Here is a 15,615-nt window from a genome sequence, read left to right on the forward strand (position 1 = left end):
TACTCAGAGAGTTAAATAAAACTTAAGTTTAAATCATCGTAAGAAAGTTTAAAATTAAGTGTTGACTCGAAAAATAAAGGGTGTATTATACGCATCCCTAGCGACAACGTCGCAACGTTCTTTAACAATATAAAGCAATCATCTGTGTGGGCACTCGTACAGATTGAGTTCTAACAGCCAAGCTTAGTTTACTAAGTGAGGCAAACAAATTTAGAGTCTCAATTTAAACTGAGTGACCAACAGCAATAACTACTTAGGTAGGAATTGCAGCACAGTCAATTCAATATCGAAAGATATTAAATAAATTCAGAATTCATTGAGCTGTCGAAAGACAAAAAACTTTTTAATTGAAGAGTTTGATCATGGCTCAGATTGAACGCTGGCGGCAGGCCTAACACATGCAAGTCGAGCGGTAACATTTCTAGCTTGCTAGAAGATGACGAGCGGCGGACGGGTGAGTAATGCTTGGGAACATGCCTTGAGGTGGGGGACAACAGTTGGAAACGACTGCTAATACCGCATAATGTCTACGGACCAAAGGGGGCTTCGGCTCTCGCCTTTAGATTGGCCCAAGTGGGATTAGCTAGTTGGTGAGGTAATGGCTCACCAAGGCGACGATCCCTAGCTGGTTTGAGAGGATGATCAGCCACACTGGGACTGAGACACGGCCCAGACTCCTACGGGAGGCAGCAGTGGGGAATATTGCACAATGGGCGCAAGCCTGATGCAGCCATGCCGCGTGTGTGAAGAAGGCCTTCGGGTTGTAAAGCACTTTCAGTCAGGAGGAAAGGTTAGTAGTTAATACCTGCTAGCTGTGACGTTACTGACAGAAGAAGCACCGGCTAACTCCGTGCCAGCAGCCGCGGTAATACGGAGGGTGCGAGCGTTAATCGGAATTACTGGGCGTAAAGCGTACGCAGGCGGTTTGTTAAGCGAGATGTGAAAGCCCCGGGCTCAACCTGGGAACTGCATTTCGAACTGGCAAACTAGAGTGTGATAGAGGGTGGTAGAATTTCAGGTGTAGCGGTGAAATGCGTAGAGATCTGAAGGAATACCGATGGCGAAGGCAGCCACCTGGGTCAACACTGACGCTCATGTACGAAAGCGTGGGGAGCAAACAGGATTAGATACCCTGGTAGTCCACGCCGTAAACGATGTCTACTAGAAGCTCGGAGCCTCGGTTCTGTTTTTCAAAGCTAACGCATTAAGTAGACCGCCTGGGGAGTACGGCCGCAAGGTTAAAACTCAAATGAATTGACGGGGGCCCGCACAAGCGGTGGAGCATGTGGTTTAATTCGATGCAACGCGAAGAACCTTACCTACACTTGACATACAGAGAACTTACCAGAGATGGTTTGGTGCCTTCGGGAACTCTGATACAGGTGCTGCATGGCTGTCGTCAGCTCGTGTTGTGAGATGTTGGGTTAAGTCCCGCAACGAGCGCAACCCCTATCCTTAGTTGCTAGCAGGTAATGCTGAGAACTCTAAGGAGACTGCCGGTGATAAACCGGAGGAAGGTGGGGACGACGTCAAGTCATCATGGCCCTTACGTGTAGGGCTACACACGTGCTACAATGGCGCATACAGAGTGCTGCGAACTCGCGAGAGTAAGCGAATCACTTAAAGTGCGTCGTAGTCCGGATTGGAGTCTGCAACTCGACTCCATGAAGTCGGAATCGCTAGTAATCGCGTATCAGAATGACGCGGTGAATACGTTCCCGGGCCTTGTACACACCGCCCGTCACACCATGGGAGTGGGTTGCTCCAGAAGTAGATAGTCTAACCCTCGGGAGGACGTTTACCACGGAGTGATTCATGACTGGGGTGAAGTCGTAACAAGGTAGCCCTAGGGGAACCTGGGGCTGGATCACCTCCTTATACGATTTAGAACTTATTTGTTCGTAGTGTCCACACAGATGATTGTTAGTTAGTTTTACCCTTTGGGTTAACTAATTAATATGCTCTTTAAAAATTTGGAAAAGCTGATAATAAAATTCGTATGAATAACATTGTTATTTGTACAGAGTTTTCAAAAGTAAAAAAGAATGATAGCAGTATCATTCAGTGCCAATTTAATCTTCGGATTAATTGGTATCTACTTTAGTATTCAATATTAACTTCTGGCGAAGTTAAACTGTCACAAAACAAAGACCCGTTTGGGTTGTATGGTTAAGTGACTAAGCGTACACGGTGGATGCCTTGGCAGTTGGAGGCGATGAAGGACGTATTAACTTGCGATAAGCCTAGTCAAGCTAGTAAAAAGCACTTGAGACTAGGATTTCCGAATGGGGAAACCCACCTGCTTGCAGGTATCGTTAACTGAATACATAGGTTAACGAGGCGAACGCGGAGAACTGAAACATCTAAGTACCCGTAGGAAAAGAAATCAACCGAGATTCCGATAGTAGCGGCGAGCGAAATCGGAACAGCCCTTAAGCTTATTATGTGTTAATGGAAGGCTCTGGAAAGTGCCACGATACAGGGTGATAGTCCCGTACATGAAAACGCATTTTAAGTGAAATCGAGTAGGTCGGAGCACGTGAAACTTTGACTGAATATAGGTGGACCATCATCTAAGGCTAAATACTCCCAACTGACCGATAGTGAACCAGTACCGTGAGGGAAAGGCGAAAAGAACCCCTGTGAGGGGAGTGAAATAGAACCTGAAACCGTGTACGTACAAGCAGTAGGAGCCCACTTGTTGGGTGACTGCGTACCTTTTGTATAATGGGTCAGCGACTTATATTTTGTAGCGAGGTTAACCGATTAGGGTAGCCGTAGGGAAACCGAGTCTTAACTGGGCGAATAGTTGCAAGGTATAGACCCGAAACCCGGTGATCTAGCCATGGGCAGGTTGAAGGTTGAGTAACATCAACTGGAGGACCGAACCCACTAACGTTGAAAAGTTAGGGGATGACCTGTGGTTAGGAGTGAAAGGCTAATCAAACCGGGAGATAGCTGGTTCTCCCCGAAATCTATTTAGGTAGAGCCTCGGACGAATACTTACGGGGGTAGAGCACTGTTAAGGCTAGGGGGTCATCCCGACTTACCAACCCTTTGCAAACTCCGAATACCGTAAAGTAATATCCGGGAGACACACGGCGGGTGCTAACGTCCGTCGTGAAGAGGGAAACAACCCAGACCGCCAGCTAAGGTCCCAAAGTCATAGTTAAGTGGGAAACGATGTGGAAAGGCCCAGACAGCCAGGAGGTTGGCTTAGAAGCAGCCATCCTTTAAAGAAAGCGTAATAGCTCACTGGTCGAGTCGGTCTGCGCGGAAGATGTAACGGGGCTAAACTATGCACCGAAGCTGCGGATTCAGAATTTATTCTGAGTGGTAGGGGAGCGTTCTGTAAGCGGTTGAAGGTGTACCGGGAGGTATGCTGGACGTATCAGAAGTGCGAATGCTGACATGAGTAACGATAATGCGGGTGAAAAACCCGCACGCCGGAAGACCAAGGGTTCCTATCCCATGTTAATCAGGGTAGGGTAAGTCGACCCCTAAGGCGAGGCCGAAAGGCGTAGTCGATGGGAAACGGATTAATATTTCCGTACTTGGTATAATTGCGATGGGGGGACGGAGCAGGCTAAGCAAGCATGGCGATGGTAGTCCATGTGAAAGTGTGTAGGCTAGTGACTTAGGTAAATCCGGGTTGCTGTTAGGCTGAGACACGAGACGAGTCACCAAGGTGATGAAGTTGCTGATGCCATACTTCCAGGAAAAGCCTCTAAGCTTCAGATTATACCGAATCGTACCCCAAACCGACACAGGTGGTCAGGTAGAGAATACTAAGGCGCTTGAGAGAACTCGGGTGAAGGAACTAGGCAAAATCGTACCGTAACTTCGGGAGAAGGTACGCTCCGATTGGTGATGAGACTTGCTCTCTAAGCTGATTGGAGCCGCAGTGACCAGGTGGCTGGGACTGTTTATTAAAAACACAGCACTGTGCAAAATCGCAAGATGACGTATACGGTGTGACACCTGCCCGGTGCCGGAAGGTTAATTGATGGGGTTATCTTCGGAGAAGCTCTTGATCGAAGCCCCGGTAAACGGCGGCCGTAACTATAACGGTCCTAAGGTAGCGAAATTCCTTGTCGGGTAAGTTCCGACCTGCACGAATGGTGTAACCATGGCCACGCTGTCTCCACCCGAGACTCAGTGAAATTGAAATCGCAGTGAAGATGCTGTGTACCCGCGGCTAGACGGAAAGACCCCGTGAACCTTTACTACAGCTTGGCACTGAACATTGAACCTACATGTGTAGGATAGGTGGGAGACTTTGAAGCAGAGACGCTAGTTTTTGTGGAGTCGTCCTTGAAATACCACCCTTGTAGTTTTGATGTTCTAACGTTGGCCCCTGAATCGGGGTTACGGACAGTGCCTGGTGGGTAGTTTGACTGGGGCGGTCTCCTCCCAAAGAGTAACGGAGGAGCACGAAGGTTGGCTAAGTACGGTCGGACATCGTACGGTTAGTGTAATGGTAGAAGCCAGCTTAACTGCGAGACAGACACGTCGAGCAGGTACGAAAGTAGGTCATAGTGATCCGGTGGTTCTGAATGGAAGGGCCATCGCTCAACGGATAAAAGGTACTCCGGGGATAACAGGCTGATACCGCCCAAGAGTTCATATCGACGGCGGTGTTTGGCACCTCGATGTCGGCTCATCACATCCTGGGGCTGAAGTCGGTCCCAAGGGTATGGCTGTTCGCCATTTAAAGTGGTACGCGAGCTGGGTTTAGAACGTCGTGAGACAGTTCGGTCCCTATCTGCCGTGGGCGTTTGAGAATTGAGAGGGGTTGCTCCTAGTACGAGAGGACCGGAGTGAACGAACCGCTGGTGTTCGGGTTGTCATGCCAATGGCATTGCCCGGTAGCTACGTTCGGAACTGATAAGCGCTGAAAGCATCTAAGCGCGAAGCAGGCCTCGAGATGAGTTCTCACTAGACTTTTAAAGTCTCTGAAGGGCCGTTGAAGACTACAACGTTGATAGGCAAGATGTGGAAGTGGTGTGAGCCATTAAGCTAACTTGTACTAATTACCCGTGAGGCTTAACCATACAACGCCAAACGCGTTTTATGTGATAGTGAAACAAGCGAAGAAGTTAATAGACTAAAGTAGATACTTGAAAACTTTATTATCAGAAATTCCAAATTTTAGTTAGTGCGTAGCGATACGGACTGACACCAAATTTGCTTGGTGACAATAGCGTTTTGGACCCACCTGACCCCATGCCGAACTCAGTAGTGAAACGAAACAGCGCCGATGATAGTGTAGCATTTGTTATGTGAAAGTAGGTCATTACCAGGCTCCAAATAAGAGAAACCCGTTACAGTAATGTAGCGGGTTTTTTGTTGTTTGGGATTTAATAAACATAGCCAAGACCCCATGCCGAACTCAGTAGTGAAACGAAACAGCTCGAAGGCGAGCCCCGACCAATGATAGTATCCCATTTGTTATGTGACTCTTCATCGCTGTGGGCACTACGACATTATCATGCCTCAATTGTAGAAAGCTTGACTCGAAAGAGCCGAGCTTTTTTACATCTGCAGGAAAGTGAAAACAAAGGTACAAGGTGAGAGGAAAAGAATAACACCTAAAAGCTATCTCTATACCTTCATTATGACTCTCCACGTTGTTTATACTACTACGACACTATGCTTCCTTGTTGCTACTCAAAAGAGCACCGATTCTAATAAGCTGGTATTTACTTTGAGGTTTTTTATAATCATTAAAGCGAGCTTAATGATGTTAGTTACTGAGAAAAATATAATTTTGCTTTGTTAGTGGCTTTGATTTAGGATCAAAACAGTTTAAAACCATGAATGATTTGCCTGTGTATAGATTATTAATTAGCGCCTTATCCATTTTCTTTTGTGTTTCTGTATCAGCAGTTGAAGTAACTGATCTATATCAAGATATTTTGGTTGTAGAAGATAAATCTCGTGATACACGTTTAGACGCTAGCCGCAAAGCGTTGCTGAACGTATTAGTAAAAGTGAGCGGTGATAAAAGCGCGGACCAAAATCAGCTAGCGAAGCAGCGCACCAAAGACATATCTGATTACATGTTAAAATTTGAATACGATGAACGTATCCCCGGAGAGCTTAAATTATTAGTCAAATTTGAGGCTCGAAAGATCAATGCGTTAATTAAAGATCTTAATTTGCCACTATGGGGAGTGCAGCGCCCACTGGTTGCTATCTGGTTAGGGATTGAAGATAACAGGCAACGAGAACTAGTAACGCAAGAAAGTTACCCACAGTTAGAGCAACTCATTTATGATAAAGCAAGCCGTCGTGGCTTACCTGTGGTTGTGCCTTTGCTGGATTTACAAGATAGACGCCTTGTTGGAGTCCCTGAGGTTTGGGGAAACTTTTCTGAACCAGTAGAAGAGGCATCTAAACGCTACAGTGCTGAGCGAAGTATTACTGCTAGGATGTATCAAGAGTTTAACTCAGATAATTGGGTATTAGATTGGCGCTTCACCAATGATGAAATGTTTGAATCTAACCGAATTATTGGCTATAGACAGCAAATTGTTGCGCAAATGCTTGATGATTTAGCACAAGGTTTAGCTGGCGAATACGCCATCGATCCTAATGCGTATTATGAACAGCGTACTGCTAATTTGACCTTAAAAGGGACTGATACCTTTGTGGATATAGAATTGGCAAAGCGCCGTCTACTCAACCTAAGTGTTGTAACCCAAGCGGTTATCATACGTAAAACTCCCGATTCGGTTGAATTTAAGCTAGATCATACCGGCACTGTTAACGACCTTAAAAAAGCCCTTGGTCTTGATAATGCCTTTAAAGATTATGTCGACCCTCGTGCTTTTTATCACATAGTTGATAAGCAAAGCCTAGAGTATCAATGGGTTGAAAACTAATGCTAACTCAAGAGCCAATGCAAATGGCGCTACCGGTTACTTTACCGGATGATGAAACATTTGCCTCTTATTTTGGTGGAGAAGACTCATTAGAGGTAAGCCATCTTAAAGATAGTTTTTCTAAGCTATCTCAAGCTTTTCAGTATACTTATTTGTGTGGCTTAGGAGACTCAGGTAAATCCCATTTGTTATACGCCACCTGTATTCAAGCCCAAGAGCGCGGCTTATCGAATATGCTGCTATCAATGCGAGAAGTTCTACATTTTGGGCCGATGGTTTTAGATGGCCTTGAGGCGCTAGATGTATTATGTATTGATGATGTTCACCTAGTGGCAGGTAATGACGCATGGGAAAAAGCGTTATTTAACTTTTTTAACCGCTTTAATGAGCCTAATAAAATGCTGGTAGTAACTGCTGATTTACTCCCAAATATGCTTAATATTAGCTTGCCCGATTTAGAATCACGTTTGAAGTGGGGTACCACCTTTCAAATTCGTTCTATGAGTGATGATGATAAAGCACAAGCGTTAGTTAAACGGGCGAACATGCGTGGACTTGAACTGAGTGACGAATGTGCGCGTTTTTTATTAACCCGTTTAAGTCGTGATATGCGCGCATTACTGGATGTATTAGACAAATTAGATCATGCATCCATGGCTGCACAGCGAAAATTAACTATTCCTTTCATAAAATCAACGCTAAAGCTGTAGTAGGTCTAGAATCTAGACCCCGCTTTCAGTTATCATTAGCTAACTAAATTGTAATCACCTTCTTTGAAAGATCAGGTATCGAATGAACTTAGAAAATATATTAGCGCAAGCACTTGAGGCAGTTGCCAGTGCCAGTGAAATCGCGCAACTAGAAGAGATCAGGGTTAACTACCTTGGTAAAAAAGGCGAGATCACCAGCTTACTTAAAACACTGGGTAAAATTGCTCCTGAAGAACGCAAAGAAGCAGGCCAGGTAATCAATCAAGCTAAGCAAGATGTGCAAAGCGCAATTAATGACAAGCGTGAGCTTTTAGCGAGTAAAGCACTTGAAGAAAAACTAGCTGCTGAAACTATCGATGTAACTTTACCTGGGCGCGTTATGCCTTCTGGTGGCCTTCACCCAGTAACACGTACAATTGAGCGTATTGAAAGCTTTTTTGGTGAACTAGGCTTTGAAGTTAAATCAGGCCCTGAAGTTGAAGATGATTTTCATAACTTTGATGCGCTAAATATTCCTGAGCACCATCCTGCTCGTGCCGATCACGATACTTTTTACTTTAATCCTAAGTTGGTGTTGCGTACTCAAACTAGTGGTGTGCAAATTCGTACCATGGAAACAGAGCAGCCGCCACTTCGTATAATTTCACCAGGGCGTGTATACCGTAATGATTACGATCAAACACATACACCTATGTTCCATCAGGTGGAAGGGTTAATGGTCGATACGGACGTTAGCTTTACTGAGCTCAAAGGTATTTTACATGACTTTTTACGTAACTTTTTTGAAGAAGATATGGAAATTCGCTTCCGTCCTTCATTCTTCCCATTTACAGAGCCTTCAGCTGAAGTAGATGTAATGGGTAAAGACGGTAAATGGCTAGAAGTTTTAGGTTGTGGCATGGTTCACCCTAACGTACTTAAGTCTGTTGGTATCGATCCTGAAAAATACACCGGTTTTGCTTTTGGTATGGGTGTAGAGCGCTTAACTATGTTGCGTTACGGCGTAAACGATTTACGTGCGTTTTTCGAAAACGACTTAAAATTCCTAAACCAGTTCCGTTAAGAGTGAAGAAATAAAATGAAATTTAGTGAAAAGTGGTTAAGAGAGTGGGTAAATCCTGCAATTGATACGCAAGCTCTTTCGGAACAGCTTTCAATGGCTGGTTTAGAAGTAGATGGCGTAGAGCCGGCAGCAGCCAAATTTAATGGTGTTGTTGTAGGTGAAGTGGTTGAATGTGGTCAGCACCCTGATGCAGATAAACTACGTGTAACAAAAATTAATGTTGGTGGTGATGAACTGCTTGATATTGTTTGTGGTGCACAAAATTGCCGCCAAGGTATTAAAGTTGCTGTTGCCACTGTTGGTGCAGTATTACCAGGTGATTTTAAAATTAAAAAGGCCAAACTTCGTGGTCAACCATCACACGGCATGTTGTGTGCGTTTGATGAGCTAGGTATTAGCGAAGAAGGCGACGGCATTATGGAATTGCCGCTTGACGCGCCGATTGGTACAGATTTACGCGAATACTTAGGGTTAGATGACAACATCATAGATGTAGATTTAACCCCTAACCGTGGTGACTGTTTAGGTATTAAAGGTCTTGCCCGCGAAGTTGGCGTATTGAACAGCATTGATGTTAATACATTAAGCATTCCAGCAGTAGCGCCGACAATTGAAGATAAAGTATCAATTGAGTTGGTTAACGATGAAGCTTGTCCTCGTTATTTAGGCCGTGTTATTAAAGGCATTAACCTTAATGCTGAAACTCCTTTATGGATGGTTGAAAAGCTACGCCGTAGCGGTGTGCGTTCAATCGACCCAGTAGTTGATGTGACTAACTTTGTTTTATTAGAGCTTGGTCACCCAATGCATGCATTTGATTTAAATGCGATTGAAGGTGGAATTAAAGTACGTAGTGCAAACGCAGGTGAAGAATTAGTTTTACTTGATGGTAACACTGCAAAGTTAAATGAATCGACATTAGTGATTGCCGATCATCATAAAGCGCTAGCCATTGCTGGTATTTTTGGTGGTGAGCAATCTGGCGTTACTGAAAAAACAGCTGATATTCTGTTAGAAAGCGCATTTTTTAATCCTGTTGCCATTGCTGGTCAAGCACGAAGCTACGGCTTACATACCGATGCATCTCATCGCTATGAGCGTGGCGTAGACTTTGCGCTACAACATGACGCAATGGAGCGCGCTACAGCGTTACTGCTTGAAATTGTTGGTGGTGAAGCGGGCCCTGTTGTTGAAGCTGTTGCTGCTGATAAGTTACCAAAAGTAACTGAAGTACGTTTACGTCGTTCACGTTTAGATCGCGTTATTGGTCATCATATTGAAGATGCGAAAGTAACCGATATTCTGACGCGTTTAGGACTTGATGTTAAATTTGACAATGATAGCTGGAGTGCTGATGTACCAAGCTACCGTTTTGATATTCGTATCGAAGAAGATTTAATTGAAGAAGTTGCACGTGTATACGGTTATAACAGCATTCCTAATGTTGCACCAACTGCAAAACTGAAAATGACCACGCATGATGAGTCAACTGTTGCCCTGAGCCGTTTTCGTAATGCCTTAGTAACACGTGGCTATCAAGAAGCCATTACTTACAGTTTTGTTGACCCTAAAGCGCAAGCTATTTTACACCCTGAGTGTAATGCATTGGTATTGCCGCACCCAATTTCAATTGAAATGTCAGCGATGCGTGTAAGTTTAATGCCAGGGTTGCTTTCATCTGTTGCGTATAACCAAAACCGCCAACAACCTCGTATTCGCTTATTTGAACACGGCCTTAAGTTTATCAGTGATGAAAATGCTGAAAATGGTGTATACCAAGTGCCTGTTATTGGTGGCGTTATTACTGGTTTGGTTCATGGTGAGCATTGGGTTGAAGAAAAACGTAACGTTGATTTTTATGACCTAAAAGGGGATGTTGAAGCATTACTTGCAATTACCAACGATGTTAGCCGCTTTGAAATTAAAGCTGAGCAATCGGATGGTCTTCACCCAGGTCAGTCTGCCGTTATTTATGTTGATGGTAAAAAAGTAGGTTTCTTTGGTGCATTACATCCTCAAGCGCAAAAATCGTTAGATATCAACAATGCTACTTTTGTGTTTGAAATTGAAATGTCGGCATTAGAAAAAAGAAATTTACCTCAAGCTGTAGGGGTGTCTAAATTCCCATCAAATCGCCGCGACATCGCTATTTTAGTACAAGACAGCGTTAAAATTGGTGATATTTTAAACGTCATCGGAAAAGTTGGCGGAAATCAATTGGTTGACCTAAACTTATTCGATGTGTATAAGGGCAAAGGTATTGAGCCAAATTATAAGAGTTTGGCGATTGCTCTAACACTGCAGGCGGTTGATAGAACACTCGAAGAGAAAGATATCAATCAGGTAGTTGATAACGTGGTGGCCGCACTGGCCGAACAGTTTAATGCATCGTTGAGGGACTAGATATGGCGCTTACTAAAGCCGACATAGCTGAACACCTATTTGAAAAGCTCGGGATCAATAAGAAAGATGCCAAAGATTTAGTTGAAGCGTTTTTTGAAGAAATCCGCTCAGCGCTTGAAAAAGGCGAGCAGATTAAGCTCTCTGGATTTGGTAACTTTGATCTTCGAGATAAGAAAGAAAGACCGGGACGTAATCCGAAAACGGGAGAAGATATTCCAATTTCAGCACGTCGCGTAGTTACTTTTAGGCCGGGGCAAAAGTTAAAGACCCGTGTCGAAGTAGGCACAAGCAAAAAATAAACAAAAAGGCAGCGCAAGCTGCCTTTTTTGTGTCTGTTGTATTATTTCCGGGGAGAAATAAATTTTCCTTGGCTTATTTGATGTAAAGTTTGCTCCGCGAGGGCATCTAAACTCTCTAAATTCTTTCCTTGTGCTATTAACTGCTGCTCAATTAATAATATGTCGATATTTTTTATCCCAGAGAGCTCTGCTATTTTGGCAAAAATGTACGCGTGCTTATATTGGTGATGCTTGTAAAAAAGGCTAATTAAAGAGGTGTAAATTTCTGGAACAGGTATTTGCTTAGCTTGATTTAACGCCAGTGTGTTGTATAAAAAACCAATCGCTTTGTGCTCATCAACTTTAATATAATAAGACGCTAAATAAAATTGCATTTCAGCACTCGTTTCCACTTCGGGGGTATTTTCTAGAGCAAGTAGCCGGGTGAGTGCTGTTTCATCATTGTTTCTTGACCAATGGTAATAGAGTAGGCCAGGGTGAGTGGTTGCTTGTGTTTGCTGATAAATACGTGCTATTTCTTTATTACTAGTGAGGTACGCTCGTCGACGGGCGGTGGTTTTACCTTTTAGCTTTATATGTTGGATATTAGCAGCTAAGCCGATACATTGGTTGTAGTGCTCAAACGCTTTGAGTAATTGATATTTGTGCTCATCGGTTGGTTGTAAGGATTCGCGGTAGCGAGAAAGAATAGTACGCTCTCGCTGAGCCTTACAGTGGCTATCGTGGTTAAGATCATTGCACATGGCGGGTGATTGCACACAAATATCTTCAACGGTAAAAGATTCTTCACATCCTGCAAGCAACAATGCAAAAGTGAGGGTTATGTGCTTAAAAGCCATCCGAGCCTCTCAATTTATTAGGGTCTGTTGACCTTTCAAGGTTGAATTTGCAGCAGTCTGTTTGGTATTGAGGCAAGGCAGAGCCTATGTGGTGTATTCCCCATAAATAGGCGATAACGCAGCATCAATGCCAAACAGGCGCTGCCCGAAGGGTTCTGCCTAGGGGCGATTTACTCTTTGTAGCTCGGTTTTGACTTAGCCCACTAGGTTACAAACCTCGCGCCGCGATTAAATTGCCCCTAGTTTGAACAAATTTTAATCCGTAAAGGTCAACAGACCCTCATATAGTATTATTCTAGCCTAAACTTTAGTCTCTAACAGTGGAGAATAAAATGAGATTAAATTAGAATAGGCCTGCCCGAAGGAATGTGTTGCTCTCAAAATTCGATACATTCTTAGGCTATCCGTTCAAAATTGTTTAATTAGGTAAAAAAAATGACCTCATCTCACGAGTTAGAATACACAAGTAGCTGGCAAGAACGTCAAGATTACGCTGAAAGCATGCAACCAATTATTGGTAAATTGTACCGTAATCGTGGTATTGAAATCGCTGTTTACGGCCGTCCATTAGTAAACTCAAGCACTATTGATATTATTAAGTCTCACAAATCAGTAGCCCAGTTTGAAGGAACTAAACTTCGCCTACGTGAAAGCTTCCCATTCTTAGAAGCTATCAGCAAAATGGAATTAAATTCTGCCCGTATCGATATTGGTAAATTAGCATACAGCTATTTATACACAGAGGCTGCGAATGGCCGTTCAGTAGAAGAGTTCGTTAAAGACGAGCTAGCTGAAATTGTTGATTCTGAGCCTAAAGCGCCACGTGACGTAGTACTTTACGGCTTTGGTCGTATCGGTCGCTTATTAGCACGTTTGTTAATTGAAAAGTCAGGCCCTTATGCGGATTTAAACCTACGCGCTATTGTTGTGCGTGGTGGTAAAGACGGCGATTTGGAAAAACGTGCAAGCTTATTGCGTCGTGATTCTATCCACGGCCCGTTCAATGGTTCAATTACCATTGATAAAGAGCGCAATGCAATTAAAGCTAACGGTAGCTACATTCAAGTTATCTACGCTAATTCGCCAAGCGAAGTTGATTACAGCGCTTACGGTATCGAAAACGCACTTGTTGTTGATAACACAGGTATTTGGAAAGATGAAGCTGGTCTTGGTCAACACTTAGAATCTAAAGGTGCTGCAAAAGTATTATTAACAGCGCCAGCTAAGGGCAACATTAAAAATATCGTTTACGGTGTAAATAACCAAGATATTTTACCTGAAGATAAAATTGTATGTGCTGCAAGCTGTACAACTAATGCAATAACACCAACATTGAAAGCATTAAACGATCAGTTTGGTATTAAGAATGGTCACGTGGAAACAGTTCACTCATACACTAATGACCAAAACTTAATTGATAACTACCACAAAGCAGAACGTCGTGGTCGTGCTGCGGCACTTAACATGGTTATCACTGAAACAGGTGCAGCTAAAGCGGTATCTAAAGCATTGCCAGAGCTTGAAGGTAAACTAACAGGTAACGCAATTCGTGTACCTACACCAAACGTATCGTTAGCTATCTTAAACTTGAATCTTGAAAAGAGCACGACGGTTGAAGAGCTTAATGCGTTTTTACGTGAAACAGCACTTCACTCAGACCTACGTGATCAAATCGATTACACAGCGTCAACTGAAATCGTGTCTACCGATTTAGTGGGTAGCCGTTACGCAGGTGTTGTTGATTCTCAAGCAACGATTGTTGATGATAACCGTGTTGTACTTTACGTATGGTATGACAATGAGTTTGGTTATAGCTGTCAGGTAGTTCGCTGTATGCGTGATATGGCAGAAGTCTCATTCCCAAGTTTACCTCGCTAAACATATGAGCAATTAAAAAAAGCCAGCACTTGCTGGCTTTTTTAGGTCTGAAGATTTTTAAAGTGTAGTGGTTATGGTACGCTTTATTAAATTGAGTACGTAGTAATAGCCGTTTAAAATGCATGAACACGTACTTACCTTTTGGCTAAATCCCTTGGTCAAGATACACAGTTAACTAATAGGTTTGTTGTAATGAAAATCAGTAGCAATTTTGACAGTGGTAATATTAAAGTTATTGAAGCCACCGATCCGTTAAATATTCAGTTAGAAATTAATAAAGATTATCAGTCTGAGTTTTATCAGTGGTTTCACTTTCGTCTTGAAACAACGCCTTATCAACTACATCAGTTAAATATTAATAACCTTGATAAGTCTGCATATCCAGACGGTTGGGTAGACTACCAAGCGGTTGCCTCATATGACCGTCAAACATGGTTTCGTGTACCGTCTTCATATGAAAATGGCACACTAACATTTGAGCTTGAGCCTGAGTGCAGCAGCGTTTACTTTGCCTATTTTGCTCCTTACAGCTACGACCGTCATTTAGACTTATTATCATGGGCACAAAGCCAAGAGCTTTGTCAGTTAGAGACGCTAGGTCAAACCCTTGATAGCCGTGATATGAGCGTGCTTAAAATTGGTCAGCCAAGTGCAGATAAAAAAATCATTTGGGTTACCGCTCGTCAACACCCAGGTGAAACTATGGCAGAGTGGTTTGTAGAAGGCTTATTACACAAGCTACTTGATGATGAAGACCCACATGCTGCAGCCTTACTATCAAAAGCGGTATTCTATGTAGTACCAAATATGAATCCAGATGGTAGTGCACGTGGTCACTTACGTACCAATGCTAAAGGGGTTAACTTAAATCGTGAATGGCAAACGCCAAGCATGGAAAACAGCCCTGAAGTTTACTTGGTGCTTAATAAAATGCGCGAAGCAGGCTTAGACATGCACCTAGACATTCACGGGGATGAAGCTATTCCATATAACTTTGTTGCCGGTAGCGAAGGTATACCAAGCTATGATGCACGCTTAAAAGGCTTAGAAGACAGCTTTAAAGCCGCGCTTTTAACGATTACTCCAGAGTTTCAAGATACTCATGGCTACGATAAAGACGAACCAGGTCAAGCTAACTTAACAGTAGGTTCATCAGCGACCGCTGAAGAATTTAAAGCGCTTACTTACACAGTTGAAATGCCATTTAAAGATAATAATGACTTACCAGATCCAGATTACGGCTGGTCAGATCGCCGTTCATATCAATTTGGTCAAGACACCTTAGCAGCCATTGTTAATGTTGTAGACAACTTAAGATAAAACGCGTGTTTTAAAGGGTATCAATAATATTGATACCCTTTTTAATTTAAGCTAAACCGGCCGTCCCAGAAAATAAAACTCATTTACCCACCACAGCACCAAAACGTTCCAATACACCTTCTCGGCAGACTTAATACCGTATAGTCTATATCAACCTGCACTGCGTTAAACGTTATCGACAAGTCTATAGTGAGTTGTTTTGAAAATTAACTGTTA

General features: G+C 43.2%; 8 protein-coding genes and 3 rRNA genes. 10 read left to right on the top strand and 1 reads right to left on the bottom strand.

Going from position 1 to position 15,615, the window contains the following annotated elements; translation table 11 throughout:
• Positions 1 to 344: 344 nt before the first annotated feature.
• From AC0L7Q_RS05240 to ihfA, 8 genes are all read left to right on the top strand, one after another.
• Positions 345 to 1,878 (top strand): 16S ribosomal RNA (locus tag AC0L7Q_RS05240).
• A 289-nt stretch (positions 1,879 to 2,167) separates the two neighbouring features.
• Positions 2,168 to 5,054 (top strand): 23S ribosomal RNA (locus AC0L7Q_RS05245).
• 136 nt (positions 5,055 to 5,190) lie between these two features.
• A 5S ribosomal RNA gene (gene rrf / locus AC0L7Q_RS05250) occupies positions 5,191 to 5,305 on the top strand.
• The 16S, 23S and 5S rRNA genes sit together here, the layout of an rRNA operon.
• Positions 5,306 to 5,831: 526 nt before the next feature.
• The gene (locus AC0L7Q_RS05255; RefSeq protein WP_205988852.1) at positions 5,832 to 6,887 is read left to right on the top strand and encodes a DUF2066 domain-containing protein; all 1,056 of its coding nucleotides are present in this window, start codon (positions 5,832 to 5,834) and stop codon (positions 6,885 to 6,887) included.
• Positions 6,887 to 7,597, top strand: a complete 711-nt coding sequence (hda, locus tag AC0L7Q_RS05260; protein WP_413401616.1) for a DnaA regulatory inactivator Hda — start codon at positions 6,887 to 6,889, stop codon at positions 7,595 to 7,597. The genes AC0L7Q_RS05255 and hda overlap by 1 nt, the downstream gene beginning before the upstream one ends.
• A gap of 82 nt (positions 7,598 to 7,679) precedes the next feature.
• Positions 7,680 to 8,660 (top strand): phenylalanine--tRNA ligase subunit alpha, encoded by a 981-nt coding sequence (gene pheS, locus AC0L7Q_RS05265; protein ID WP_008468473.1) that lies wholly within the window; start codon positions 7,680 to 7,682, stop codon positions 8,658 to 8,660.
• A gap of 15 nt (positions 8,661 to 8,675) precedes the next feature.
• Positions 8,676 to 11,063 carry a phenylalanine--tRNA ligase subunit beta gene (pheT, locus tag AC0L7Q_RS05270; protein ID WP_413401618.1) on the top strand — a complete coding sequence of 796 codons (2,388 nt, stop codon included), beginning with the start codon at positions 8,676 to 8,678 and terminating at the stop codon, positions 11,061 to 11,063.
• A 2-nt stretch (positions 11,064 to 11,065) separates the two neighbouring features.
• A complete protein-coding gene (ihfA, locus tag AC0L7Q_RS05275; RefSeq protein WP_008114070.1) occupies positions 11,066 to 11,362 on the top strand; it encodes an integration host factor subunit alpha in 297 nt (98 codons plus the stop codon).
• A gap of 41 nt (positions 11,363 to 11,403) precedes the next feature.
• Here the strand turns inward: ihfA and AC0L7Q_RS05280 are convergent, their stop codons facing one another.
• Positions 11,404 to 12,201: a DUF2989 domain-containing protein gene (locus AC0L7Q_RS05280; protein WP_409425103.1), complete on the bottom strand. Its 798-nt coding sequence runs from the start codon at positions 12,199 to 12,201 to the stop codon at positions 11,404 to 11,406.
• Positions 12,202 to 12,636: 435 nt separating this feature from the next.
• On the opposite strand from AC0L7Q_RS05280, the gene AC0L7Q_RS05285 reads away from it, so the two are divergent.
• Positions 12,637 to 14,079 carry a glyceraldehyde-3-phosphate dehydrogenase gene (locus tag AC0L7Q_RS05285; protein ID WP_413401621.1) on the top strand — a complete coding sequence of 481 codons (1,443 nt, stop codon included), beginning with the start codon at positions 12,637 to 12,639 and terminating at the stop codon, positions 14,077 to 14,079.
• Between the two features lie 192 nt (positions 14,080 to 14,271).
• Positions 14,272 to 15,399, top strand: a complete 1,128-nt coding sequence (locus tag AC0L7Q_RS05290) for a M14 family metallopeptidase (protein WP_413401623.1) — start codon at positions 14,272 to 14,274, stop codon at positions 15,397 to 15,399.
• Positions 15,400 to 15,615: the final 216 nt, after the last annotated feature.

The sequence above is a fragment of the Pseudoalteromonas sp. KJ63-1 genome, assembly GCF_055808145.1.